The organism is Phenylobacterium sp. (assembly GCF_013822795.1).
GTDB lineage: Bacteria > Pseudomonadota > Alphaproteobacteria > Caulobacterales > Caulobacteraceae > Phenylobacterium.
In genome coordinates this window covers 202323-225122 of sequence record NZ_PNLB01000004.1, presented here as the reverse complement: position 1 = coordinate 225122, position 22800 = coordinate 202323, and the positions used below count along the sequence as shown (strand labels likewise).

Sequence of the window (22800 nt, the reverse complement as noted above, 5' to 3'; positions counted from 1 at the left end):
GCGTGAAATGCTGGAAATCAGCTAGGTCGAAATTGCCTACTTATGGTTAACGAAGGGCTACTTCGAAGGTTCGAGCGCCCGCGCCGCCTGGGCCGGCGACAGCTTGCCGCGGTCGCGATCGACGTTGTAGTTCGCCGCCCGCATCGCCTCCACCGAGATAGACCCGACGAGGGGCTGCAAAGCGTCCAGGAGACGCGCATCGCCCGCCCGCTTTGGCGACACCAGGATCACCGCGTCGTACGGCGGCAACGCTCCCTTGGGATCGCTGAGCACGACCAGCTTGTCGGCCGCGATCCTCCCGTCGGACGAGAAGGCGGAAATCACGTCGGCCTCGCCGCCCGACAGCGCGCGATACATAAACGTCGGCTGGAACGAGCGTTCGGCCTTGAAATGAAAATCATAAGCGGCGTCGACGGCCTTCCACTCGGGCCGCGACAGGAACTCAAGGTCCGAGCCCAGGGTCAGGCGCGGGGCCTGGCGGGCGAGATCGGCAAGGCTGGTGATCCCCAGCGCCCTGGCCCGGTCGGCGCGCATGGCGAAGGCATAGGCGTTCTCGAAGCCCAGCGAACCCAGCACCACCACGCCGTCGCGTTTCTTCAGTTCGGTGGTCAGTTCGGCGAGAACCGCCGGCCGGCCCGGATTGTCCTGGCGCTTGAGGACGTTGGTCCAGAGCGTGCCGGAGTAGTCGACATAGACGTCCAGCTCACCCGCCGCGAGGGCGCGATAGGCCACGGCCGAACCCAGGTCCTCCTTGCGCGAGACGCGGGCGCCGGCGGCTTCCAGCCGCTCGGCCATCAGTTCGGCCAGAATGTACTGCTCCGAGAAGTTCTTGGCCCCGACGACATAGCTCGCCGGCTTGCCGAACGCCGCCAATGGGCTCATCGCCGCCAGAGCGCCCAGAGCGAGCAGCGCCGCGCCGGCGACCACCAGGCCGCGCCGACGCCTCGCCGCACCGGTCTCGATCAGGCCCAGCAGTTGATCGACGACCATCGCCAGCGCCGCCGACGCCGCGCAGCCGAACAGCACGAACACCCAGTTCTCGGTCTGCAGGCCGGCGAAGATATAGTTGCCGAGACTGGTCTGGCCGACCGGGGTCGACAGCGTCGCCGCCCCGATGGTCCAGACCGCGGCGGTGCGCACGCCGGCCATGATCACCGGCATGGCTAGCGGCAACTCGACCTGGAACAGTCGCTGGCGCGGGGTCATGCCGACGCCGTCGGCGGCCTCGCGCACAGCTGGGTCGACCCCGAGGATGCCGGTGGTCGCCGTGCGCAAAATCGGCAGCATGGAATAGAGCGTCAGGGCCAGCAGCGAAGGCGGGAAGCCCAGCGCCGAGAAGCCCTTGCCGAGCACCGCCTGGCTCGCCGCCGACAGCCCGAGCAGCACCGGATAGAACAGCGCCAGCAACGCCAGGCTGGGAATGGTCTGGATCAGGCCGGCGAAGGCCAGCACCGGCCAGCGCAGACGCGGGCTACGGCTGGCGGCGACGGCCAGCGGCAAGCTGATCAGCACGCCCAACACCAGGGCGCTGGCGCTGAGCACCACGTGCCAGGCCAGGTAATCGGCCAGCAGGGCGAAGGCCTGAGCGATGCGTTCGTTCACGCCGCGCCTCCCAGCCGCTGTCGCAGACGTTCAGCCTGGCGGCGCGGGGCCTCCAGCAGGGCGCGCACCTCCGGATCGGTGGTGGACGCCAGCAGCTCGGCCGGCGCGCCGTCGGCCAGGATCCGGCCGCCAGCCAGCACGACGATTCGGTCGGCCAGCAGCACCGCCTCGGCCATGTCGTGGGTGACCATCACCGTGGTCAGGCCGAGCTTATCGTGCAGGGCGCGGTAGTCGCCGCCGAGGGCGTCGCGGGTCAACGGATCGAGCGCGCCGAACGGCTCGTCCATCAGCATGATCTTCGGTTCGGCGGCCAGGGCGCGGGCGACGCCGACCCGCTGGCGCTGGCCGCCCGACAATTCGGAAGACCCTCGTCCCGCGACCTCCTGCGGCAACGCCACGAGATCGAGCAGTTCGTCGACCCGGCCCGAGATCCGCGCCTTGTCCCAGCCCAGCAGCCGCGGGGTGACGCCGATGTTCTCGGCCACGGTCAAATGCGGGAAGAGGCCGATCTCCTGGAACACGTAGCCGATCCGACGGCGCAGAAGGTGTCCTGGCTGATCGGCTGTATCCTCACCGGCGATGCGAACCTCGCCAGCATCGGGTTCGGAGAGGCCGTTGATCGTCTTGAGCAGGGTCGTCTTGCCGGAGCCCGAGGGCCCGACCAGGGCGACGAACTCGCCCGCCCCGATCGTCAGGTCGACGCCCGCCAGGGCGGCGTGGCCCCCGAAACGCTTCTCGATGTTCGAAAGCTCAATCGCCGCCATGGGCCTAGGCGTAACACGGTGAGGTGGAAGGGGAACCCCCGCCTCGCCCGTCAGATCGGCATGCGCATGATTTCCTGGTAGGCGTTAATCACCTGGTCGCGGACGGCCATCACCGTCTCCAGGCTGGCCTCGGCGGCGGAAATCGCAGTGACGACGTCGATCAGCTCGGCCTTGCCGGCCACCTGGGCGGCGATCTGGCCTTCGGCCTTCTTGGTGTTGTGCATGACGTCGTTCATGGCCGACTTGACCATGGAGCCGAAGTCGAGGCCCTGGTCTTCCTGGCCGGCCGACGGCGGCTTGATCACCGCCGTGTTCTGGGTCGCGGCGTAGGCCTTGGCGGCGGCGAGCGCGGTCATCATGGCTTAGGCCGCCCTACTTCTTGAGGATGTCGAGGGTGCGCTGCTCCATGGCGCGCGCCGTCTCGATGACGTTGAGGTTGGCTTCGTAGGCCCGCTGGGCTTCCTTCATGTCCAGCGCCTCGACCAGGGTGTCGACGTTGGGCAGCTTCACATAGCCCTTGTCGTCCGCCGACGGGTGGCTGGGGTCGTAAACGCTGCGGAAGTCCTTGCGGTCGGGCTCGACGCGGGCGACCCGCACGCCTTGGCCGGCGTCGGTCTGATACGGCGTAAACACCGGCACCTGCCGGCGATACGGGTCGCCGCCGGGCTGGCGCGACACGGACTGGGCGTTGGCCATGTTCTCGGCGATCACCCGCATGCGCGCCTGCTGGGCCCGCAGAGCGCTGGCGGCGATCATCTGGGTCGCGCCGGTCATGGGCTTGATGTCGGCCATCTAGCGTTCCCTTAGCCGCGACCCGGCGCGCGGCTGGCCAGCCGCAGCATGCCCAGGGACTTCTGGTAGAAGCTGATCGCGGCGTCGTAGTTCATCCGCGCCTCGGCCATCTTCATCATCTCCTCCTCAAGCACGACGGAGTTGCCGTCGAGCGTGGTCTCGGAGTCCTTGGCCTTGATCGGCTTGTACGGCGTGCGGTGCTGCGAGGCCGGGGTCATGTGCCCGGCCTGGGTCACCGCCTGCCCCCGCGCCGCCGAGCCGACCGTTCCGGACGCCGTCTGCGCGGCGCGCACCTGCGCGTCGAAGGAGTAAGCCTTGAGATCATTGGGCGTGTAGCCCGGGGTGTCGGAGTTGGCGACGTTCTGCGAGATCAGGCGCTGGCGCTCACCGAGGTGCGTGAAGCGCCCCTTGAGCATCGCGAACAGCGGAATCTCGTTCAGGTTCATAGCTGAAGATGGTGAACAAACAGGGTTAACCGCGTCTTAAGACCCTGCGGCGCACACGAGGGAGGACAGCGCACGAGTCGCGCCCCCGCCCCTTTCGAACATCCGATGAACCTGGCTGATTTCCTCCGCGCCGTCTTCGCCCTGGCGCTGACCCTGGGGCTCGTCGGCCTGGCGGCCGTGGCCTTGCGACGCTTTGGACCCGACGCCGTGGCGCGGCTGGCCAAGGCCAAGGCCGACCGCCGGCTGAAGGTCGTCGAAACCCTGGTTCTCGACCCCTCGCGGCGGCTGGTCGTCGTCTCGTTCGACGGCGAGGAGAAGCTCCTGCTGCTCGGCGAGGGCCAGGTCCTGCCGAGCCCCGCCAAACCCGCCCGCAAGCCAAAGATCCCCGCCGATGCGTAAGGTTTTCGCCGCCCTCTTCCATCTACGTGCCGAGGACTGGCGTCGTGCGGCCGGCCTTTCGGCGCTGGCGACCCTGGCGGCGATGGTGTTCCCAGCAGCCGCCGCCGCCCAAGCCATCAACATCGACCTCGGGACCGGCGCGGGCCTGTCCGAACGCGTCGTGCAGATGGTCGGCCTCCTGACCGTCCTGTCGTTGGCGCCGTCGATCGTCATCATGACCACGTCGTTCGTGCGCATCGTCGTGGTGCTCGGCCTGCTGCGCACGGCGCTCGGCTTGCAGCAGAGCCCGCCCAACGCGGTGATGATCAGCCTGGCGCTGTTCCTGACCGCCATCGTCATGGGCCCGACATTCCAGAAGTCCTACGACGAGGGCATTAAGCCGCTGATGGATCAGCAGATGGAACTGCCGGCGGCGTTCGACGCCTCCGCCGCGCCGGTGAAGACCTTCATGTTGAGCCAGGTCGACCAGGACGATCTGGCGCTGTTCCTCCGCCTCTCGAAGACCCCGCGCCCGCCGACGGCCCAGGAGACCCCGCTCAGCGTCGTCACGCCGGCCTTCATGATCTCGGAACTCAAGCGCGCCTTCGAGATCGGCTTCCTGCTGTTCATTCCCTTCCTGGTCATCGACCTGGTCGTCGCCAGCGTGCTGATGAGCATGGGTATGATGATGCTGCCGCCAGTGGTGGTGTCGCTGCCCTTCAAGCTGATCTTCTTCGTGCTGGTCGACGGCTGGCGGCTGGTCGCGGGCAGTCTGGTCGAGAGTTTCCAGCGCGGCGCAGGCGGCGGCTAGAACCGCCGCGAGAGCCCGACCAAGACTTCCAGGTCAGGCGTGTCTCGGGTCAGCCCGCCATAGACCCCGACGTCGAGCTGCAAGTCCTCATGGCGCGGCGGGGTCCAGGCCAGCGTCAGGTCCAGCGAGGCGCGATGCGCGCGCTCGGCCGGATCGTCGTCGATTGAACCCCAGAGCTCGGCGCCCAGGCTGACCGGTCCGAATGTTCGGCTGAGCCCGGCGGCCATTGTCCACGCCGGGTGCACGCCGGCGCCGTCGCTGTCGCGATTGACGTCGACCTCGGGCGCCAGGCTCAGCGTCACATCATCGGAGATCGGTACAGAGAACGGCACGACCAAGCCGCCCTGCCAGCCGCCGGAGCCGAGACCACGCGTGGCGGTCGGCGCCGAGACGAACGGCTCCAACGCGATCGATAGCCCGGACCCATCCGGATTTCGCAGCGACCGGCGCAGCAGCAGGACGAGGTCGCCGACGCCCTCCACCCGGGTCGCATCCTCGCCGCGCGTCCGCACCTGAGTATAGGGCGCCCATTGGACCTGCCCTTCGAGGGTCGGCGTCAGCCCGAGCCGCCACTCCATGGCGCCGACCGAGTACGTATCGGTCGCCCCTGGCCCGGAACGTTGAAAGGCGGCGTCGAGGCCGCTGAGCTCCAGTTGAAGGACGCCTGGATCGACGACGCAGGGCGGCGATCCCTTGCCGGGACGATCGGGGCAGAACTCCCTGCGTGGGGCGGCGTGGGCGGCGCCGGCGGACAGCAACGCGGCCCCGAGCACGGCGACTGCGCCGACCCGGACCCGCACGAGCCTCAGCCTCGCGCCGCAGTCGTCGCCGCCGCCTGCTTGGCGGCCGGCGCAGCGGGCGCCTTGGCGGGCGTCGGCGGCCCCAGCGGAGCCGGCCTTTCGCGGAACCGAACCTTCATCTTCGCGACCCAGCCGGAGAAAGCTTCGTTATCAGCGGTCGCCCGGCCAAGGTCAGAAACGCTCAAGGGGCCCGATTGGACCCCGGTCAGGGCGACGCGAAGCGCCTCGGGGTTGCGCGCCTGATCGTAGAAGCCGGCGTAGCGCTGCTGCATGCGCGCCAGCGAGGCGTCATCCCCGGCCAGGCTGTAGGCGACGCCGGCCCGCAACAGCTTGCCCTCGTCTTCAGCGCTCAGCGGTCCCGGCTGCTTCCAACGCTCGCCCAAACTCTTCTCGAAGATGCCCGCAGCCGCGGCCCAGTTCTTCTGCTTCCAGAGGATCTCGCCGCGCAGGTCCTGGGCGTCGCGGCCGGTGTCGCGCTCCAGCAGCTCCAGACCATGGTCGTAGCGGCCAAGGCCCATCATGGCGCGCGCCTCAACGACGCGGCGCTCGGCGTTCAGGGTCGTCGGCAGGACCGTCGTGCGCGAGGCGTTGATCGCCTGCAGCGCCTGCTCGGGACGGCGGTCCATCAGGTAGATCAGCGCCAGATCGGTCGAAACCTGGGCCCGCGGCACGCCGTCGAGGCGGTTCTCGGCCTGGTACTTCAGGAGCTCGGCCGCCTGGTCCAGCAGGTCGACGTCGACGAGCCGGCGCACCAGCCGGCGCACCATCATGTCGCCGTCGGCGCCCAGCGGCGTCAGTTCGCGGAAGTCGTAGAACATGGCCAGCGCCTGGACCGGCTCCAATCCGTCGGCGGCGCCGTCGAGGAACAGGGTGCGGAAGGCTGCGCCCAGGTCAGCCTGAAGCTGCAGCGCCTCGGGCAGGTCGGGCAGCCGCGTACCAGCGCCGCGCAGAGCCTCGAGCGCCTCGCGGTAGCGCCCCTGGCTCAGATAGAGGTGGCCGAGCGCGCGGATGGTCTCCAGCTCGGTGGCGTCGCCGCGCCAGCGATAGCGCAGGCCGGCGAACACGTTGGCCGCCTGGACCGGGGTGATCTTGCCGGTTTCGAGCCTGATCTTGGTGGCGCGCAGGGTGGCGGGTGCGGCCAGGCCCTCGCTCGGCGCGCCGGCGACGGCGGCGTAGATGCGCAGAGCGCGGTCCTTGTGGCCAAGGGCCTCGACGACCTGGGCCTGAACCAGCCGCGTAGCCAGCTCCTCCAGAGAGTCGGTCTTGTCCATCAAGGCGAGCTTGATGCGCGCGTCGGCGCCGTTCACGTCCCCGAGCGCCAGCGCCGCCTGGGCGTCCGAGCGGGCGAAGCGGGCCTTCCAGGTCGGCGAGAACTGGTTGAACGCCTCGGCCCCAGCCCCGAACTGGCTGCGCGCCTCCGGCCATTGGGCCAGCTGGGCGGCGATGTAGGAACGCCAGAGGGCGACCGATGGGTCGTCCTGCAGGATCGGCGCGGAAAAATCGGCCTGCGCCTCCTTGTAGCGGCGGGCCATGACCCGGGCGATGCCGCGCAGGCCGCGAAACTCCGGATCCTCCATCACCGAGGGATTGCGGCGGGCCGTGTCGTTGAGCACGCCGATCGCCTCGAACGACAGCTCCGAGCCGACCAGGAAGCGGGCCAGCGCCATGCGCGCAGCCACGGGCGCGTCGCGGCCGACCGCGGCTTCCTCATTGGCGGCCGAGAGCAGCGCGCTGTAGCGCGAGAGGAACCCGCCCGAACCGGTCTTCGGCCAGTTCTGATGGTCGATCAGCCCGGGCAGGCTGGCCGGCTGCGGCGCGCCCAGCGTCGCCTCCGCGCGCGCCACCGAGGCCGAGGCCGGCGACAGAGTCAGACCGCTCGGGCGGCCGATCTGCACCAGGTCGCCGTCGTGGCGCATCGCCAGGTCGTCGATATAGGACTCCACGGCCATGCCCTGGGCCGAGGGCAACAGCGCCATCTGCACGAACTCGCGGCGCGAGGGCAGACCCTTGGCCGGGCCCAGGGCGGTCACGACCGACATGGTGTCGCCGACCACCGGGTCCGTAACCCGCACGACCTTCGTGGCTCCGGAGACGGCCGCCTTTAGCCCGGCCGGGCCGCCAGCCTGATCGCGCACCACCCGGATTTGGGCGGCCGGCTCGACCTGGGCGCCGGGCCCAAGGATCACCGTCCAGGTCGAGCCCTGGGACGAGGCGAAGAACGGCGTGTTCGGCGCAGATTCGATCCGCACGGCCGCAAAATCGGTCCCGCGATAGGCGGTGGCCCCGGTCATCTGGCGCAGGCCGCGCGGCGCGGCCGAAACGTCGAGCGTCGCCGGGGCGTCGAACACCACCCACACCGCCCCGCCCCTGCGGAACACCGAGGCGCCGGCGGGATTGGCCCACGGGAAACTGAGCTGCACCTGGCCTGCGCCGATCTTCGTGGCCATGCGCACGACGCCGCCGGCCGGGATCGGATTGAGCCGCGGCGGGGTCGGCGCGGCGACGGGGTCGGCCTGGGCCACCTCCGGCGCGGCCGGCGCCGGCGGCTTCTCGAACAGATTGACGTAGGTCGCGCCGTCAGCGGTTCCGACCCGGGCGTCGGCGTTTTCGGCCAGGGTGAGCACCAGGGCGGAGCCGGCGGCGCTACGGCGGAGCTCGGCGCTCTTCAACCAGCGCGGCGGCGAGGTCCGCAGCCGGCTGATGTCCGGATTGGCCCCACGCGCCAGTTGCAGGGTCAGCACCTGGCCGTCGCGGCGCGCCACCGCGCGGCCGCCCAGCTCGATGCGCGAGAAGTCCTTGGCCTGGGCGACCCGCACCTGGGCGGCGCCGCCGCGCGGCGCGGCTTCGGAAGTCTGCGCCGACAAGCCGGTAGGCGCGGCGACGCTGGCGATGGTGATCGCCGCGACGCTCGACCTCAGGGCCTGGCGCATTTTCATCGGTTAGCCGGCCTTGGCGGGCGGCGCGGCGGCCTTGGGCGCGGGCGCAGCGGCCTGGCCGGCGGCGCGCGGCGCGGCCGGCAGCGGGCCAGCGGCGGCCTGGGCCGCGGCGGCGACCTTCTTCACCTCGGCGAAACGCGCGGCCAGGGCCTCTGTCAGCTTCTTCGCCTCGACCGGCGGCATGTTGGCAATGATCGGCGAGAGCGCCCGCTCCTTCATGCGCGAGGCCACCGGCAGGCGCACCGCGTCGTCGAGCAGCACCATCCGCGGCGCGGCGTCCTTAGGCTTCATCAGCTCGAACACCTTCACCAGGCGATCGATCTCGGCCTGCTCCTTTTCGTCGGCGTCGACCATCAGCTTGGCGATGTCGCCCTTCATGCCGTTCAGCGCCTGGATCTTGGCGTCGAGCTTGGCCTCGGCGGCGGCCATCAGGGCCAGCTGGACGTCCAGGTCCTGTTCGCGCTTGTCGAGCTGCCCGCGGCGGGCGCCCAGGCTCTGCAGCACCTGCAGCTCAGCCGGCGACAGCCCGGCCTCCTTGGCAAGTTCAGCGGCGGTCGGCGCGCAGACCGCGGCCGGCTTGGCCGCCGGCGGCAGGTTCGGAACCGTGGCGGCCGCGTCCTTGGCTTCACCCGTCGCGGACTTGGCGACGTCCTTGGCCGGCGCCGCGCCCTTGACCGCTTCCTCGGCGAAGGCGCGCGCGCCCGACACTAGGTCCGGCAAGCTCTGGGCGCCGGCCAACGCATTGAGGCCCAGCACGCCGACCATGGCGACGCCGACCAGCGGCAGGATGCGGGGGACGTTCTTCATCGGCGGACTCCCAGGCGCGTGCCGGGCGTCGGGCGACGTTCGGCGGGCTGGTCAAAGAGGTCGTCGTCAATGGCCGCGCGCGACGGCGCCGGCGCGGTCTGACGACGGGATGGGGCGGCGGGCGCACGCTCCGGACGGCTGTCACGCGCCGCCGAGAGCAAAGACCCCAGGCGCTGGGTCACGCGCTCGACGTCGGCCTCGGCCACCGGCTCGGCGCCGTCGCGGCGCGCGGACGACACGGGCGCGCCCTGCAGCTGGCGATCGAGCTTGGCGGTCAGGGCGCGGGCCTTTTCGATGCGATCGGCCAGGGCGTCGTGAGCTTCGTCGGTGGCGGCGCGCAGATCGGCCAGGCCCTGCTCGGCGCGGGCCGCGGCGGCGTCCAGCTCGGCGACCGCCCTGGCGAAGCCCTCGTGGCTTTCACGCAGCGCCTTCAGGCGTGCGTTCAGGCGGTAGCCCATCATCAGGGCGGCGGCCAGCAGGCCGGCCAGCATCAGGTTCAGGCCGATAGCGATGGCGCTCATTTGAACCTCGAAATGGCTTTCTTGGCGTGCGGCGACAGCGGGCCGTCGACGCGTACGGCGATGTGGTGATTGCGCCGGCCCATGCGCCCGCGGGTCAGCGGGATCGCGCCCGCCCGCAGCTCGACCTGGCTGTCGGGGGTGGCGTTCAGCATCAGCGTGTCGCCGACCTTCAGCTCCAGCACTTCGCGCAGTGGCAGCTGCTGCTCGTCGAGCACGGCCCGGACGTCGAGCTGGGTGGTCCAGAGCTCGGTGGCCAGGTGGCTTTCCCAGATGTTGTCGCGCCCGAACTTCTCGCCCATGAACTGCTGCAGCAGCATCTTCCGGATCGGCTCGAGCGTGGCGTAGGGCAGCAGCAGCTCGATGCGCCCGCCGCGGTCTTCCATGTCGATGCGCAGCTTGACCAGGATCGCCGCATTGGCGGGACGCGCGATGGCGGCGAAGCGCGGATTGGTCTCCAGCCGGTCAAGGGTGAAGGTCACCGGGGTCAGCGGCTCGAACGCTGCGCGGGCGTCGGCCAGCACCACCTCGACCATCCGCTGGACCAGCACCCGCTCGATGGTGGTGTAAGGGCGGCCCTCGATGCGCATGGCGGCCGTGCCGCGGCGACCGCCCAGCAGCACGTCGACGATCGAATAGATCAGGTTGGAGTCGACCGTCAGCAGGCCGTAGTTCTCCAACTCCTCGGCCTTGAACACCGAGAGGATGGCCGGCAGCGGGATCGAGTTCAGGTAGTCGCCGAAGCGGATCGACGAGATGTTGTCGAGGCTGACCTCGACGTTGTCCGAGGTGAAATTCCGCAAGGAGGTGGTCATCAACCGCACCAGGCGGTCGAAGACGATCTCCAGCATCGGCAGGCGTTCGTACGAGACCAGCGCCGAGTTGATGATCGCCCGGATGCCCGAGCGTTCGGCCGCTTCCTCGTCGGACAGATCGAAGCCCAGCAGGCTGTCGATCTCGTCCTGATTGAGAATGCGCTCAGCGCCCAGCAGCCCCTCGACCTTCTCGTCGGGGTTCTGCCAGGTGGCAGGGTCGTCGGGGTTCATCGCGCCCTGCATCCCGCCGATGATCTGGGGTTCTTCGTCAGCCATGGGTCACGCGCCAACCAGGGACGAGCCCTAGTTGATCAGCATCTCCTCGATCAGGACGGCGTTCACCTTCGACGGGGCGATGACCAGGTTGACCCGGCGCTGGATCTCCATGCGCAGCTGGTACGAACCCTGGCTGCCCTGCAGATCCTCGGGGCGCAGTTCACGCAGGAAGGTCTGGAACATGTCCTGCAGCCTGGGCATGTTCGGCTCCAGCAGGTCGACCGTCGCCTGATCCGGCACTTCCAGGGTCAGCTTGAGCTTCAGGAAGGTCGAGCGGCCGTCGGCGGTCTGCATGTTCACCACGACGCTGGGCATGGTGTAGAACAGGATGCCGTCGGGTCCTTCGCGGACCTGGCCGACGGGCTTCTCGCCCTCGCCCTTCTTCTCGCCCTTCTTTTCCTTCTTCTTCTCGGCCGCCTTGCCGGCCGCCGCCTCGGGCTTCGGCTTCAGCAGGAAGAACGCGCCGGCCCCGCCGCCGCCGAGCACGAGCACGGCCGCGACCCCGGCGATGATCATCATCTTCGGGGTGAACTTCTTCTTGGCCGGCGCGCCCTCGCCGTCTTCGCCTTCGGCGTCGCCTGACGGGGCTTCCTTCACCTTGTCCTTGGCCACGCGCGCGCGCTCCTTAGAATCTTACTCCGTCTCATGACCCAGGCATGGTTAAGGACAAGTTTTTAACGTGTGTTAACGAGCGCGATTTTCGTGCCGGGCAATTTCCGCCGGGCGGCCGTCGTTAACCTTATTGCCTGCTGTTTTTATTGAGCTTTTGAACTGGCCCGATCCTTGCAGCCAAACCGGCGACGAAAACGCCGCAGGTTAAGGCATCGCCATGGACAACGCCCTCTACGTCGGACTCTCGCGCCAGATGACGCTGCGCCGTGAACTCGACATCGTGGCCAACAACATCGCCAACATGGATACGACCGGCTTCAAGGTCGAAAACCTGATGGTCGAGACCGAGCCGATGGCGCCGGCCCACACCTTCGGCGCGCCGCGGCCGGTGAAGTTCGTGATCGACCGCAGCGTCGGACGCGACTTCGGCCAGGGCGTGCTGCGGGCGACCGGCGCGCCGTTCGACCTGGGCATCCAGGGCGACGGCTTCTTCCGCGTGCGCACCGCCGACGGCGAACAGTTCACCCGCGACGGCCGCTTCCACATGGACGAATCCGGCCGCCTGGTCACCGAGGACGGCGCGGCGCTGCTGGATGAAGGCGGCGGCGAGATCGCCATCGACCCCAAGCTGGGACCGGTCCTGATCGCCAAGGACGGCACCGTCAGCCAGGGCGCCGAGCGCCTGGGCAAGGTCGGCATGGCCCGCTTCGACGAGCTCTCGGTGCTCGAGAAGGTCGGCGAGAACCGCTACCGCAACACCTCCAACGCCCAGCCGCAACCGGCCACGGAAGCGGTGATCCAGCAGGGAATGCTGGAGGGCTCGAACGTCAAGCCGGTCGCCGAGATCACTCGGATGATCGAGATCACCCGCACCTACGAGTCCGTCGCCAAAATGATGGACGCCAACGCCGAACTCTCCCGCCGCTCGATCGAGCGGATGGGCAAGGTGAACTGAGGAATTTCCGCCGATGCAAGCGCTCCGCACCGCCGCGACCGGCATGGCCGCCCAGCAGCTCAACGTCGAGGTCATCTCGAACAACATCGCCAACATGAACACCGTCGGCTTCAAGAAGCAGCGGGCGGAGTTCCAGGATCTCCTCTACCAGACCATCGAGCGGGCCGGCGCACAGTCGTCCGACCAGGGTACGGTGGTCCCGACCGGCGTGCAGGTCGGGGGCGGGGTGAAGACCGGCTCGGTCTACCGCATCACCCAGCAAGGCAACATGACCGCCACCGGCGGCAAGTTCGACATGGCCATCTCCGGCCGCGGCTACTTCCAGGTGATGATGCCGAGCGGCGAGATCGCCTACACCCGCGCCGGCAACTTTTCGCCCAACGACCAGGGTCAGCTGGTCACCGAGGACGGCTATCTGATCGAACCGGCGATCACCATTCCCCAGGACGCCACCGACATCTCGATCTCCAAGAGCGGTCAGGTCCAGGCGATCCGCGCCGGCCAGACCGCCCAGGACATCATCGGCAACCTGGAGCTGGCGACGTTCGTCAACGAGGCCGGGCTCGACGCCATCGGCGACAACCTCTTGAAGGAAAGCGCCGCCTCGGGCGCGCCGACCGTCGCGGTCCCCGGCGTCGACGGCACCGGCACGATCAACCAGGGCTACACCGAAGCCTCGAACGTCGACGCGGTCACCGAAATCACCGCCCTCATCGTCGCCCAACGGGCGTATGAGATGAACTCGAAGGTCATCACCTCGGCCGACGAAATGCTGCGCACCGCCAGCAACATCCGGTCCTGATCATGAAGCGTCTCCTGATCGCCGCCGCCGTACTGCTCGCCACCCCGGCCCTCGCCGGGCAGCCGGTGATGCTGAGGGCCGACCCTGTCGACAGCGACGGGATCATCACCCTGTCGGACCTGTTCGACGGCGCCGGCGCGGCCGGCAAGACCCCGGTCGCCGCCAAGCCCGGAGCCTCGGCGGTGCTGGACGCCGCGGCCGTGCAGGGCATCGCCCGCCGCGCGGGGCTGGAGTGGGCAAACGCCGAGGGCTTCCGCCGCATCGTGGTCCGCGCCGCCGCCAGCGGCCCCGGCCTGGCCTCGACCACGGTCGCCGCGCGCGGCAACGTCGAGGTGCTGACCTACGCCCGCAGCCTGTCGGCGGGCGAGATCGTGCAGCCGCAGGATCTAGTCTGGGGCAAGGCCGCGGCCGCGCCGGCCGACGCGCCAAACGACGCCGAGGCGATCATCGGCCTGGCCGCCAAGCGCCCGCTGCGCGCCGGCGCGGCAGTGTCGGCCCGCGACGTCTCGGCCCCGCAGGTCATCAAGTCCGGCGACCTGATCACCGTCACCTACGAGGACGGCGGGATTTCCCTGGTGCTGCAAGGCAAGGCGATGTCCGCCGCGAGCCTGGGCGACACCCTGGCCGTCCAGAACGTCACCTCGAAGAAAGTCATCCAGGCCGTCGCCAGCGGCCCGGGCCAGGCCGTGGTCGGCCCAGCCGCCGACCAGCTGAAGGCCCTCCCCCGCACCCAGTACGCGCTCCGTTAGGGACACCTGCCATGCGCCTTTCCGTTCTCGCCGCCCTCGCCCTGGTCCCGCTGACCGCCTGTACGACCGTCACCGAGGCGGTGAGAGGCCCCGAACTCGCCCCGGTCGGCTATCCGTCCGCGCTGGTCGCCCGCGAGCAGCCGACCTTCGTCTCGGCCCGCGATCCCGGGCCTCAGGCGGCCTCGGCCAATTCGCTGTGGCGGACCGGCGCACGCGCCTTCTTCATCGACCAGCGCGCCAACCGCGTCGGCGACATCCTGACCGTACAGATCGACATCGACGACAGCGCCCAGACCCGCAACGCCTCGACCAGCAGCCGCACGGCCGGCATGCAGGCCGGCGTCGACAACTTCTTCGGGCTGGAATCGAGCCTCGGCAAATTTTTCCCGGGCGGCTACGACCCGTCCAACATGATCAACACCAACTCGGCCTCGAACAACGCCGGGGCGGGCGCGGTGACGCGCTCGGAGAAGATCTCGCTGACCATCGCCGCGGTGGTCACCAACGTCCTGCCCAACGGCAACATGGTGATCCAAGGCACCCAGGAGGTCCGCACCAACGCCGAGCTGCGCCAGTTGACCGTCGCCGGCATCGTGCGTCCCGAGGATATCTCCTCGGCCAACACCATCCGCCACACCCAGATCGCCGAGGCGCGGATCAGCTATGGCGGCCGCGGCGATATCAGCCGGGTGCAGAAGGTGCCCGCCGGCCAATCGCTGGTCGAGCGCTTCCAACCGTTCTGACGGTGGAGGCGCGGTCAGGCCGATGCTAGGTTGAACCGATGAAGTCCGCCGCTCTCGCGCTCGCCCTCTTCGCCGCCGCCGGCGCGGCCCAGGCCCAGGCCCAGGAACCGCTGCACGTCTGGAGCGTCGAGACCCCGAAAGACGCCGAGGCGGCCCTGCGCTTTGGCCTGCCCGACACCGACGATCAGCCGATCGCCTTCACCTGCGTGCGCGGCTCGGGCCAGGTGAAGGTCAGCGCCGACATCGGCAAACGCCTGGGCGTCGAGCGGGTCGGCGAAACCTGGGTCGACAAGTCCGGCGTGCGCGCGCCCTGGCCGATGAGCGTGGCCCTGGCGTCTGAAGGCGCATCGCTGAACCTGCGCGGCCTCGGCCATCCCAACGACATCACCGACGGCACCCTGGTGCTGACCGAGTTCTCGACCCGCGCGCCGCTGGCCGCGGCCTTCCGCAAGACCGGCGTCATCAGCCTGACTGCGGCCGGAGAAAGCGTGAAACCGCCGCCCGCGCCCAAGGGCGCGGTGCGCAAGTTCCTCGGCGCCTGCAAATAGGGTGTTAGGCCCGGCGGCCCGCCGCCGAGACGTTGTCCACGCCCAGCGCCGAAAGCGCGCCGGCGACGATGCCGTCGGCGTCGAGGCCCGCCTGGGCGTACATCGCTTCCGGCTTGTCCTGGTCCTGGAAGATGTCCGGCAGGGTCAGGGTGCGGACCTTCAGGCCGCGGTCCAGCGCGCCGTGGCGGGCCAGTTCCTGCAGCACAAAGGCGCCGAAGCCGCCCATCGCGCCTTCTTCGACCGTGATCAGGGCCTCGTGGTTGCGGGCCAGGTTGAGGATTAGGTCGATGTCGAGCGGCTTGGCGAAGCGGGCGTCGGCGACCGTGGCCGACAGGCCGCGGGCGGCCAGCAGGTCGGCGGCCTTGAGGCTCTCGGCCAGGCGGGTGCCGAACGAGAGGATGGCCACGGCCGAACCTTCACGGACGATGCGGCCCTTGCCGATCTCCAGCGGCGCCGCGAGGTCGGGGATGGCGACCCCGACGCCCTCGCCGCGCGGATAGCGGAAGGCCGAGGGGCGGTCGTCGATCTCCGCCGCGGTGGCGATCATGGCGGCCAGCTCAGCCTCGTCGGCGGCGGCCATCAGCACCATGCCGGGCAGCGCGCCCATGAAGCCGATGTCGAAGGAACCGGCATGGGTCGCGCCGTCGGCGCCGACCAATCCGGCGCGGTCCATGGCGAAGCGGACCGGCAGGCCCTGGATCGCCACGTCGTGGACGACCTGGTCGTAGCCACGCTGCAGGAACGTCGAATAGATCGCGCAGAACGGCTTCATGCCGTCGGCCGCCAGGCCGGCGGCGAAGGTGACCGCGTGCTGCTCGGCGATGCCGACGTCGAACATCCGCTCAGGGAAGCGCTTGGCGAACAGGTCGAGCCCAGTGCCGGAGTCCATCGCCGCGGTGATGGCGACGATCTTCGGATCGAGCTCGGCCCGCTTGATCAGTTCCTGGGCGAAAACCTTGGTGTAGGTCGGGGCAGCCGGCTGGCTCTTGGCCTGCTGGCCGGTGATGACGTCGAACTTCGCCACCGCGTGCAGCTTGTCGGCGGCGCTCTCGGCCGGGGCGTAGCCCTTGCCCTTCTGGGTGACGACGTGGACGAGGACCGGCTTGTCCTTGATCTCGCGGACGTTCTTCAGCACCGGCACCAGGGCGTCGAGGTCATGACCGTCGATCGGGCCGACATAGTAGAAGCCCAGTTCCTCGAACAGCGTGCCGCCGGTGACCATGCCGCGGGCGTATTCCTCAGCCTTACGGGCGGCTTCCTGCAGCGGCTTGGGCAGCACCTTGGCCACCGACTTGCCGAGATTGCGCAGCGACTGGTAACCGCCGCCGGAGACGACCCGGGCCAGATAGGCGCTCATCCCGCCGACCGGCGGGGCGATGGACATGTCGTTGTCGTTGAGAATGACGGTCAGCTGGCCGGTGGTGGTGTGGCAGGCGCTGTTCATCGCCTCGTAGGCCATGCCGGCGCTCATCGAGCCGTCGCCGATCACGGCCACCACGCTGTTCGACTTGCCGGCCGCGTCGCGCGCGGCGGCGAAGCCCAGGGCCGCCGAAATCGAGGTCGCCGCGTGGGCCGCGCCGAACGGGTCGTATTCGCTCTCGCTGCGCTTGGTGAAGCCCGACAGCCCGCCGCCCTGGCGCAGGGTCCGGATGCGGTCTCGCCGCCCGGTCAGGATCTTGTGCGGATAGGTCTGGTGGCCGACGTCCCAGATCAGGATGTCGTCTGGCGTCTCGTAGACGTGGTGCAGCGCCACCGTGAGTTCGACCACGCCGAGACCCGCGCCGAAGTGCCCGCCGGTCTGCGACACCACGTCAATCATCTCGGCCCGCAGTTCATCGGCCAGCTGGCGCAGTTCAGGCGCGCTGAAGCCGCGCATGTCGCGGGGATACGAAACCTTGTCGAGCAGGGGCGTGACTGGCGGCATATTGTTGTTGTTCTCGATCTAGTTCCGGCGATCTAGCACGAAATCGACACTGGCCCGCAGGAAATCGGCCCGCGGACCGAACGGATCAAGGTGCGATTTCGTCTGTTCGGCCAGTAACGCCAGGCGCTCGCGCGCCGCATCCGCCCCGAGCAGGGTGACATAGTTCGCCTTGCCCTTTTCGGCGTCCTTGCCGGCCTTCTTGCCCAGCACGGCGCTGTCGCCCTCGATATCCAGCAGGTCGTCGACGATCTGGTAGGCCAGGCCGATGTCCTGGGCGAAGGCCATCAGGGCGTGACGTTCGGCGTCGCCCGCATGGGCCATGACCAAGGGCAGCTCGAACGAGACGGCGATCAGCGCGCCGGTCTTCAGCCGCTGCATGCGGGCCACCGCGCCGAGGTCGTCGCGCACGCCCAGCATGTCGATCATCTGGCCGCCGCACATGCCGCGCGCGCCCGAGGCCAGGGCCAGCTTGAGCACCATGTCGGCGCGCACGGCGCCGTCATGGTGAGTGTCGGGGTCGGCGAGAATCTCGAACGCGAAGGTCTGCAGCGCATCGCCGGCCAGGATCGCCGTCGCCTCGTCATAGGCCCGGTGCACGGTCGGCCGGCCGCGGCGCATGTCGTCGTCGTCCATGCTCGGCAGATCGTCGTGGATCAGGCTGTAGGCCTGAATGCACTCCAGCGCGCACGCGGCGCGCAGCACCGCGCGTTCGTCTAGGTCGAACATCCGGCCGGTCTCGATGGCGAAGAACGGCCGTAAGCGCTTGCCTGGGCCGAGCGCGGCGTAGCGCATGGCCTCGGTCAGCCTCTGCTCGGGCCCCTCGGCCCGCGGCAGAAGTTCGTCGAGCGCCACCGTCACAAGGTCGGCGGCCTCGGAGAGGCGCTTGCCGAGCGCCATGTCAGTTGAACTCGGCCGGCTCGACGCCGGCCTGGCCATTGGCCCCGACGACGATTTTCTCGACCCGCAGGCGAGCGGCCTCCAGACGCTTCTCGCAATGCGCTTTCAGCAGCGCGCCGCGTTCGTACAGCTCGATGGACTGTTCCAGCGGCGCCTGGCCCGACTCCAGCTGGCCGACGATGCGTTCCAGCTCGGCCAGGGCCTGCTCGAAGGAGAGCGCGTCAATGTCAGCGGCGTCGGCCATTCCGATTTCCTTGAGAAGCTAGCAGGTTAGTGACCGGCGCTCCGGCCCGCAACTTTTCGAGCGTCTTTCAGGATCGCTCGTAGCGCCGGGTGGACCAGTACTTCCAGCCCTGATTGGCCGTCAGGCGCCAGCCGCGCCGACGCAGCGCGCGCCCGACCATGAAGTTGAAGAAGCCGTGCGCCAGGACCACCACGTCCTGACCGCCAACCGCCAGGTCGATGATCAGGTCGGCGGCCTCGTCAGCACGCTGCTCGGCCTGCCGGCGAGTCTCCTGGCCGTCGTGGTGATTGAAGAACCACCACCAGAACCGCGCGATGAAGCCCCAGATCTTGGGTGACATCCGCACGAAGCCCGGAAAGTGCGGCGGCGGCAGGGGCGCCTCGACGAACAGGGGCGTGCGGTCGAACTCACGGCCCGCGGCCAGCGCCAGGGCGCTCTCGATGGAACGGTTGCGGACAGATGAGATGATCACGCCGGCCCGGGCCGTCTGTTCGATCAGCGCCGGCGGCGGCGTCTGGCCCGGCCGAATGCCCAGCTGTTCGTAGCGGCTCCAGTAGTCGCGGTAGCCGTGCACGTTCAGCATCACCTTGCGGTGAATGTCGGGCTCACCATGGCGCGCAAGCACGATCGCCCCGGGGCGCATGGCGTTCGTTCTCGGAGGGTCGGCGGTCAAAGCGTCGGCCATGTCATCCAATGGCCAGGATTCGTGCAACCCAGCCTACGCCCTCACCCCTGCGAAAGTGCCTGTACATGCGCAAGCGCAGAACGGCCTAGAGCCTCCAGGTCGTACCCGCCCTCGAGCGAGGAAACAACCCGCCCGCGACTATGGGTCCGAGCGAGGCTCATGATCGCACGGGTCGCCCATGCGAAATCCTCGGCCTCGAGGTTCTGGCTGGAATCGCCGATCGGGTCGCGGGCGTGAGCGTCGAACCCCGCCGAAATCAGGATCAGGTCGGGCGCGAAGGCGTCAACATGGGTCAGCAGCCCTTCGAACTCCCGACGCCACAGTTCACGCGGGGCGTTCGCCGGAACCACGGCGTTGCGGATGTTGCTCGGCGCCACCTCAGACGGATGACCGCTGCCCGGCCACATCGGCCATTGCTGCACGGAGGCGAAGAACAGGTCCTCCCGGCCGCCCAGCGCCGCCTGCGTGCCGTTCCCGTGATGGACGTCGAAGTCGACGACCGCCACACGCTGCAGCCCCTCCAGCTGCGCGGCCCGCGCCGCCAGGGCCACGTTCGAAAAGATGCAGAATCCCATCGGCAGCGCCGGTTCGGCATGGTGCCCCGGCGGCCGCACCGCACAGAAGGCGCGTTCAATGCGGCCCGCGGCCACGTCGCGCGCGGCCTCGACGACGCCGCCCGCCGCCCGCAGCGCCGCGTTCAGGCTGCCGGCGGACATGTAGGTGTCGTCGTCGAGTTGCAGCATCCCCTGGGTCGGGGCGCTGTCGATCACCGCCTGGACGTAGGCGCCGCGATGGGCAAGCTCCAAGTCAGCCCGGGCGATCAGCGGCGCCTCGCGCCGATCCAGCTTCAGGTCGCTCTCACTCAACGCGCCGAGCACCGAACTCAGGCGCTCGGGCCGTTCCGGGTGCCATTCGCCCGGCCGGTGGTCCAGCATCTCCAGATGGGTGTAGAGGGCGACGTCCATGCGAATCGCAGCCTAACCCGGCTTACGTGGAACCCGAATGCTACAACCGACGATACGCCGCGCAGATCCTTCCGACGCCCAGGTTTTGTCCGAACTCGGCGCGCGGACGTTCACCGAGACCTTCGCCCATCTCTACCCGCCGCAGGACCTGGCCGACTTCCTGGCCCAGGCCTATGGCCTCGAGCGCACGCGCGCCGATCTCGCCGATCCGGCCAAGGCCCAGTGGCTGGTCGAGGCCGACGGCCAGGCGGTCGGATACGCCCTGGCCGGCCCGTGCGACTTGCCGCATCCGGACGTCACCGCGACCAGCGGCGAGCTGAAGCGCTTCTACCTGCTCAAGGACTGGCAGGGCGGCGGCACGGGCGGGCGACTGTTCGCGCAGGTCATGGCCTGGCTTGAGCGCGACGGCCCGCGCGACCTCTGGATCGGGGTTTGGTCGGAGAACCTCGGCGCCCAGAGATTCTACGGGCGCCATGGCTTCGAGCAGGTCGGCGCCTATGGGTTCCAGGTGGGCGGCACGACCGACCATGAGTTCATTCTACGGCGTGCCGCGCAAAGGCTCTCCACCTAGGGGCGAATTTTTGGGCGGAGCTTGCCAGATAGGCTGAAATTTATCGTCCGCTTAGAGAAATATTGCTGCGATTTAACGTCGGGGACTTTGACGCTGCCGCTCGCATTTGCGAACTTCACCGCAATCATCGACGTAGCTGCACGCGACGGGTGGGATGCTCAAAATCGGATATGTCAGGCTGCGCGACGCGCGGTCCGCTGACGACACTGCAACGCTGAAATCGATCGGTTGCCATGTCGTGCGCGCCGAGGAACCGACCGGCCCGGGCGCGGACGGCGCGTCCGTGCTCATGTCGATTCTCGACTTCATTTCCGAGGGCGACCAGCTGGTCGTCACCCGCCTCAACCACCTCGCCACCTGCACCCGCGAAGTGCTGGACGTGCTTGAGCGCCTGGAGATCCGCGGGGCCAGCCTGTTCGTGGCCGAGTCCGACGTCAGCAGCCTGGGCGAAGGCGGCCGCGCGCTGCGTGCGGCGCTGGAAGCCGTCGCCTCGGTCGAACCGCCGTGGAACCGCCGCCGCCGCGGCGCCCCCGCCGCCGACATCCGCGCCCTGCAGGCGGCTGGCGTCGGCCCGGTGGAGATCGCCCGCCGGCTCGGCGTGTCGCGCATGACCGTCTGGCGCAAGCTCAAGGAAGCGGCGATCTGACGCCGCCCCGCCGCAAGCGGGCTTGAAACTGAAACGTTATAATATTACATTGCCTCTGCCGCGACGGTTGCGGTCGTTGTGGAGGGACGCTTGAAATCTGCCCCCAGTTCCCTCCTGGACGCCTCGGCCATCAGCCTGTCGGGCCTCTGCCTGGCTCACTGCCTGGCCCTCCCCCTTGTCGCCGCCTTCTCCCCAGTCGTGGCGACCTGGGCGGAGGCCGAGTGGGTCCATGCGCTCGCCATCGGCCTCGCCGCGCCGATGTCGATCCTGGCTCTGTGGCGCAAGGGCCAATCGCCGGCGGTGATCCTGCTCTCGCTGGCCGGGCTGTCGCTGATGGCGCTCGGCGTGGCCCATTGGCCGAGCCACGAGGCGGAAACCCCGATCACCGTGGTCGGCAGCCTGCTGCTGGCCGGCGCCCACATCGCCAACTGGCGGCGGCGGCACAAGTGCGCGGATCAGGCCGCCTGACTCAGGCCGCCATCAGGGCGTCGAACCCGTCGATCTCCACGATCGGCGAGGCCAGGCCCCCATCGATCCGCATGACCTTGTTGCAATAGGTCCGCAGCGTCATCGGATCATGCGAGGCCAGGACCAGGATGCCGGCGCGCTCGACAAGCTCTTGCAGGCGCCGGTGCGCCAGCCCGCGGAAATCGGCGTCGCCCACCGCGATCCACTCGTCCATCAGAAGCACGTCGGCCTCGACCGACGTCGCCACCGCAAAGGCGAGCCGCGCCTGCATGCCCGCCGAGTAGGTCTTGAGCGGCATCTCCAGGAACTGGCCCAGCCCAGAGAACTCGGCGATGTCCGACATGCGATCCTCGACCTCGCGGCGAGTCAGGCCGGCGATCAGGCCGCGCAGGCGGATGTTGTCGAAGCCCGTGGCTGTAGGGTCGATCCCGAGGCTGAGATCCAGCAGCGAGGCGATCCGCCCGTCCACCGCGACGAGCCCCTCGTCGGGCTCGTAGGCGCCGGCCAGCGCCCGCAGCAGCGTGGTCTTGCCCGAGCCGTTATGGCCCACCAGGCCCAGGCGATCCCCAGGCCTGAGCTCGAAACTGACGCCTTGCAGCGCGGTGATGATGCGTCCGCCATTGCTGAGCGCGCCGCCGACCGCGGCCCGCGCCAGGTGCTTCTTCAGAGAGCGATTGTCAGCCCCGTAAACGGGAAAGCGGAGAGTCAGGTCGCGGACACGGACCGCGACTGGCGAAGTTTCAAGATCGGGCGTGATTGGTCGCACGGACGGTCCCGTCCGCGTCCCCGCCAGCCACCTGCGTCGCGTCGCGATCATAATTTGTTACGTGACTCGTTTTAACTTATTAAGTTAAAACTGTATCCCGCCCTTCCCATGCGTTCAAGGCGAAGGTCCGAATGCCGGAGGCCCGAGTTCGGTTCCATATCCCCGGTAGAAACCCTAGACGGCGGCGTCCGGCCTGCGGCGTCGCAACCAGACGCAAGGGCATGCTGGACAACGGCGATTTGCGGCCCCATCTTTCGGAGTCAAACGTCTGTTCGTCTCC

27 protein-coding genes are annotated in these 22800 nt (G+C 69.0%); 10 read left to right on the top strand and 17 right to left on the bottom strand.

All coding sequences use genetic code 11. The annotated features are described in order from the left end of the window. Positions 1–57: 57 nt before the first annotated feature. From C0481_RS05545 to flgB, 5 genes are read right to left on the bottom strand one after another with little or no spacing between them, the layout of a single operon-like run. Entirely contained in the window at positions 58–1602 is a 1545-nt protein-coding gene (locus C0481_RS05545; RefSeq protein WP_293401491.1) for a glycine betaine ABC transporter substrate-binding protein, read from the bottom strand. Continuing rightward, a complete protein-coding gene (locus C0481_RS05540; protein WP_293401489.1) occupies positions 1599–2366 on the bottom strand; it encodes an ABC transporter ATP-binding protein in 768 nt (255 codons plus the stop codon). Before C0481_RS05540 ends, C0481_RS05545 begins: the two co-directional genes overlap by 4 nt. Positions 2367–2416: 50 nt before the next feature. Continuing rightward, positions 2417–2725 carry a flagellar hook-basal body complex protein FliE gene (gene fliE, locus C0481_RS05535; RefSeq protein ID WP_267230539.1) on the bottom strand — a complete coding sequence of 103 codons (309 nt, stop codon included), beginning with the start codon at positions 2723–2725 and terminating at the stop codon, positions 2417–2419. Between the two features lie 13 nt (positions 2726–2738). Then, positions 2739–3158 (bottom strand): flagellar basal body rod protein FlgC, encoded by a 420-nt coding sequence (gene flgC, locus C0481_RS05530; RefSeq protein WP_293401485.1) that lies wholly within the window; start codon positions 3156–3158, stop codon positions 2739–2741. Between the two features lie 11 nt (positions 3159–3169). Beyond that, positions 3170–3604: a flagellar basal body rod protein FlgB gene (flgB, locus tag C0481_RS05525; protein WP_269626654.1), complete on the bottom strand. Its 435-nt coding sequence runs from the start codon at positions 3602–3604 to the stop codon at positions 3170–3172. 105 nt (positions 3605–3709) lie between these two features. Between flgB and C0481_RS05520 the strand changes: the two genes are divergently transcribed. Both C0481_RS05520 and fliP read left to right on the top strand, forming a co-directional pair. Continuing rightward, positions 3710–4003, top strand: coding sequence for a flagellar biosynthetic protein FliO (locus C0481_RS05520; RefSeq protein ID WP_293401480.1), 294 nt, complete (start codon positions 3710–3712; stop codon positions 4001–4003). Continuing rightward, entirely contained in the window at positions 3996–4793 is a 798-nt protein-coding gene (gene fliP / locus C0481_RS05515) for a flagellar type III secretion system pore protein FliP (protein WP_293401477.1), read from the top strand. The genes C0481_RS05520 and fliP overlap by 8 nt, the downstream gene beginning before the upstream one ends. Here fliP and C0481_RS05510 read toward each other — a convergent pair. The 6 genes from C0481_RS05510 to C0481_RS05485 form a co-directional block, all read right to left on the bottom strand. Beyond that, positions 4790–5593 carry a transporter gene (locus C0481_RS05510; protein ID WP_293401475.1) on the bottom strand — a complete coding sequence of 268 codons (804 nt, stop codon included), beginning with the start codon at positions 5591–5593 and terminating at the stop codon, positions 4790–4792. The genes fliP and C0481_RS05510 overlap by 4 nt on opposite strands. 5 nt (positions 5594–5598) lie before the next feature. Beyond that, positions 5599–8529: an endoglucanase gene (locus C0481_RS05505; RefSeq protein ID WP_293401473.1), complete on the bottom strand. Its 2931-nt coding sequence runs from the start codon at positions 8527–8529 to the stop codon at positions 5599–5601. 3 nt (positions 8530–8532) lie between these two features. Beyond that, positions 8533–9336, bottom strand: coding sequence for a MotE family protein (locus tag C0481_RS05500; RefSeq protein ID WP_293401471.1), 804 nt, complete (start codon positions 9334–9336; stop codon positions 8533–8535). Continuing rightward, positions 9333–9857: a DUF6468 domain-containing protein gene (locus C0481_RS05495; protein WP_293401469.1), complete on the bottom strand. Its 525-nt coding sequence runs from the start codon at positions 9855–9857 to the stop codon at positions 9333–9335. The genes C0481_RS05500 and C0481_RS05495 overlap by 4 nt, the downstream gene beginning before the upstream one ends. Further along, positions 9854–10900, bottom strand: a complete 1047-nt coding sequence (fliM, locus tag C0481_RS05490; protein WP_363223197.1) for a flagellar motor switch protein FliM — start codon at positions 10898–10900, stop codon at positions 9854–9856. The genes C0481_RS05495 and fliM overlap by 4 nt, the downstream gene beginning before the upstream one ends. Positions 10901–10972: 72 nt before the next feature. After that, entirely contained in the window at positions 10973–11557 is a 585-nt protein-coding gene (locus tag C0481_RS05485; protein ID WP_293401467.1) for a flagellar basal body-associated FliL family protein, read from the bottom strand. Between the two features lie 217 nt (positions 11558–11774). On the opposite strand from C0481_RS05485, the gene flgF reads away from it, so the two are divergent. Genes flgF through C0481_RS05460 form a run of 5 tightly spaced genes read left to right on the top strand, consistent with a single transcriptional unit; the run spans position 11775 to position 15354 of the window. Further along, a complete protein-coding gene (gene flgF, locus C0481_RS05480; protein ID WP_293401465.1) occupies positions 11775–12512 on the top strand; it encodes a flagellar basal-body rod protein FlgF in 738 nt (245 codons plus the stop codon). Between the two features lie 13 nt (positions 12513–12525). Beyond that, a complete protein-coding gene (flgG, locus tag C0481_RS05475) occupies positions 12526–13314 on the top strand; it encodes a flagellar basal-body rod protein FlgG (RefSeq protein WP_293401463.1) in 789 nt (262 codons plus the stop codon). 2 nt (positions 13315–13316) lie between these two features. Next, complete coding sequence (gene flgA / locus C0481_RS05470) at positions 13317–14063, top strand: flagellar basal body P-ring formation chaperone FlgA (RefSeq protein WP_293401461.1); 747 nt, start codon at positions 13317–13319, stop codon at positions 14061–14063. A gap of 11 nt (positions 14064–14074) precedes the next feature. Then, positions 14075–14806 carry a flagellar basal body L-ring protein FlgH gene (gene flgH, locus C0481_RS05465; RefSeq protein ID WP_293401459.1) on the top strand — a complete coding sequence of 244 codons (732 nt, stop codon included), beginning with the start codon at positions 14075–14077 and terminating at the stop codon, positions 14804–14806. 38 nt (positions 14807–14844) lie between these two features. Next, positions 14845–15354, top strand: a complete 510-nt coding sequence (locus C0481_RS05460; RefSeq protein ID WP_293401457.1) for a hypothetical protein — start codon at positions 14845–14847, stop codon at positions 15352–15354. Between the two features lie 4 nt (positions 15355–15358). Here C0481_RS05460 and dxs read toward each other — a convergent pair whose 3' ends face one another. From dxs to C0481_RS05435, 5 genes are all read right to left on the bottom strand, one after another. Next, positions 15359–17278 (bottom strand): 1-deoxy-D-xylulose-5-phosphate synthase, encoded by a 1920-nt coding sequence (dxs, locus tag C0481_RS05455; RefSeq protein ID WP_293401455.1) that lies wholly within the window; start codon positions 17276–17278, stop codon positions 15359–15361. An 18-nt stretch (positions 17279–17296) separates the two neighbouring features. After that, positions 17297–18214 (bottom strand): polyprenyl synthetase family protein, encoded by a 918-nt coding sequence (locus tag C0481_RS05450; protein WP_293401453.1) that lies wholly within the window; start codon positions 18212–18214, stop codon positions 17297–17299. Beyond that, positions 18177–18419: an exodeoxyribonuclease VII small subunit gene (locus tag C0481_RS05445; protein WP_267230554.1), complete on the bottom strand. Its 243-nt coding sequence runs from the start codon at positions 18417–18419 to the stop codon at positions 18177–18179. Before C0481_RS05445 ends, C0481_RS05450 begins: the two co-directional genes overlap by 38 nt. A gap of 67 nt (positions 18420–18486) precedes the next feature. After that, positions 18487–19104 (bottom strand): histidine phosphatase family protein, encoded by a 618-nt coding sequence (locus C0481_RS05440; protein WP_293401448.1) that lies wholly within the window; start codon positions 19102–19104, stop codon positions 18487–18489. A gap of 41 nt (positions 19105–19145) precedes the next feature. Further along, entirely contained in the window at positions 19146–20069 is a 924-nt protein-coding gene (locus C0481_RS05435; protein ID WP_293401446.1) for a histone deacetylase family protein, read from the bottom strand. 37 nt (positions 20070–20106) lie between these two features. Here C0481_RS05435 and C0481_RS05430 point away from each other — a divergent pair, with 37 nt between their 5' ends. From C0481_RS05430 to C0481_RS05420, 3 genes are all read left to right on the top strand, one after another. Continuing rightward, positions 20107–20640 carry a GNAT family N-acetyltransferase gene (locus tag C0481_RS05430; protein ID WP_293401444.1) on the top strand — a complete coding sequence of 178 codons (534 nt, stop codon included), beginning with the start codon at positions 20107–20109 and terminating at the stop codon, positions 20638–20640. 154 nt (positions 20641–20794) lie between these two features. Further along, positions 20795–21286, top strand: coding sequence for a recombinase family protein (locus tag C0481_RS05425; protein ID WP_293401442.1), 492 nt, complete (start codon positions 20795–20797; stop codon positions 21284–21286). A gap of 90 nt (positions 21287–21376) precedes the next feature. Then, on the top strand, positions 21377–21754 hold the full coding sequence (locus C0481_RS05420; protein ID WP_293401440.1) for a MerC domain-containing protein: 378 nt from the start codon (positions 21377–21379) through the stop codon (positions 21752–21754). Between the two features lies 1 nt (position 21755). On the opposite strand, the gene C0481_RS05415 is transcribed toward C0481_RS05420, so the two are convergent. Continuing rightward, positions 21756–22520, bottom strand: a complete 765-nt coding sequence (locus C0481_RS05415) for an ABC transporter ATP-binding protein (protein WP_293401438.1) — start codon at positions 22518–22520, stop codon at positions 21756–21758. Between the last annotated feature and the right edge of the window lie 280 nt (positions 22521–22800).

Bases quoted from the DNA above. Each gene is read 5' to 3' on its own strand.
- C0481_RS05540 (WP_293401489.1), bottom strand. From the start codon at position 2,366: ATGGCGGCGATTGAGCTTTCGAACATCGAGAAGCGTTTCGGGGGCCAC.
- fliE (WP_267230539.1), bottom strand. From the start codon at position 2,725: ATGATGACCGCGCTCGCCGCCGCCAAGGCCTACGCCGCGACCCAGAAC.
- flgC (WP_293401485.1), bottom strand. From the start codon at position 3,158: ATGGCCGACATCAAGCCCATGACCGGCGCGACCCAGATGATCGCCGCC.
- flgB (WP_269626654.1), bottom strand. From the start codon at position 3,604: ATGAACCTGAACGAGATTCCGCTGTTCGCGATGCTCAAGGGGCGCTTC.
- C0481_RS05520 (WP_293401480.1), top strand. From the start codon at position 3,710: ATGAACCTGGCTGATTTCCTCCGCGCCGTCTTCGCCCTGGCGCTGACC.
- fliP (WP_293401477.1), top strand. From the start codon at position 3,996: ATGCGTAAGGTTTTCGCCGCCCTCTTCCATCTACGTGCCGAGGACTGG.
- C0481_RS05505 (WP_293401473.1), bottom strand. From the start codon at position 8,529: ATGAAAATGCGCCAGGCCCTGAGGTCGAGCGTCGCGGCGATCACCATC.
- C0481_RS05500 (WP_293401471.1), bottom strand. From the start codon at position 9,336: ATGAAGAACGTCCCCCGCATCCTGCCGCTGGTCGGCGTCGCCATGGTC.
- C0481_RS05495 (WP_293401469.1), bottom strand. From the start codon at position 9,857: ATGAGCGCCATCGCTATCGGCCTGAACCTGATGCTGGCCGGCCTGCTG.
- fliM (WP_363223197.1), bottom strand. From the start codon at position 10,900: ATGAACCCCGACGACCCTGCCACCTGGCAGAACCCCGACGAGAAGGTC.
- flgF (WP_293401465.1), top strand. From the start codon at position 11,775: ATGGACAACGCCCTCTACGTCGGACTCTCGCGCCAGATGACGCTGCGC.
- flgG (WP_293401463.1), top strand. From the start codon at position 12,526: ATGCAAGCGCTCCGCACCGCCGCGACCGGCATGGCCGCCCAGCAGCTC.
- flgA (WP_293401461.1), top strand. From the start codon at position 13,317: ATGAAGCGTCTCCTGATCGCCGCCGCCGTACTGCTCGCCACCCCGGCC.
- flgH (WP_293401459.1), top strand. From the start codon at position 14,075: ATGCGCCTTTCCGTTCTCGCCGCCCTCGCCCTGGTCCCGCTGACCGCC.
- C0481_RS05460 (WP_293401457.1), top strand. From the start codon at position 14,845: ATGAAGTCCGCCGCTCTCGCGCTCGCCCTCTTCGCCGCCGCCGGCGCG.
- dxs (WP_293401455.1), bottom strand. From the start codon at position 17,278: ATGCCGCCAGTCACGCCCCTGCTCGACAAGGTTTCGTATCCCCGCGAC.
- C0481_RS05450 (WP_293401453.1), bottom strand. From the start codon at position 18,214: ATGGCCAGGCCGGCGTCGAGCCGGCCGAGTTCAACTGACATGGCGCTC.
- C0481_RS05445 (WP_267230554.1), bottom strand. From the start codon at position 18,419: ATGGCCGACGCCGCTGACATTGACGCGCTCTCCTTCGAGCAGGCCCTG.
- C0481_RS05440 (WP_293401448.1), bottom strand. From the start codon at position 19,104: ATGGCCGACGCTTTGACCGCCGACCCTCCGAGAACGAACGCCATGCGC.
- C0481_RS05435 (WP_293401446.1), bottom strand. From the start codon at position 20,069: ATGGACGTCGCCCTCTACACCCATCTGGAGATGCTGGACCACCGGCCG.
- C0481_RS05430 (WP_293401444.1), top strand. From the start codon at position 20,107: ATGCTACAACCGACGATACGCCGCGCAGATCCTTCCGACGCCCAGGTT.
- C0481_RS05425 (WP_293401442.1), top strand. From the start codon at position 20,795: ATGCTCAAAATCGGATATGTCAGGCTGCGCGACGCGCGGTCCGCTGAC.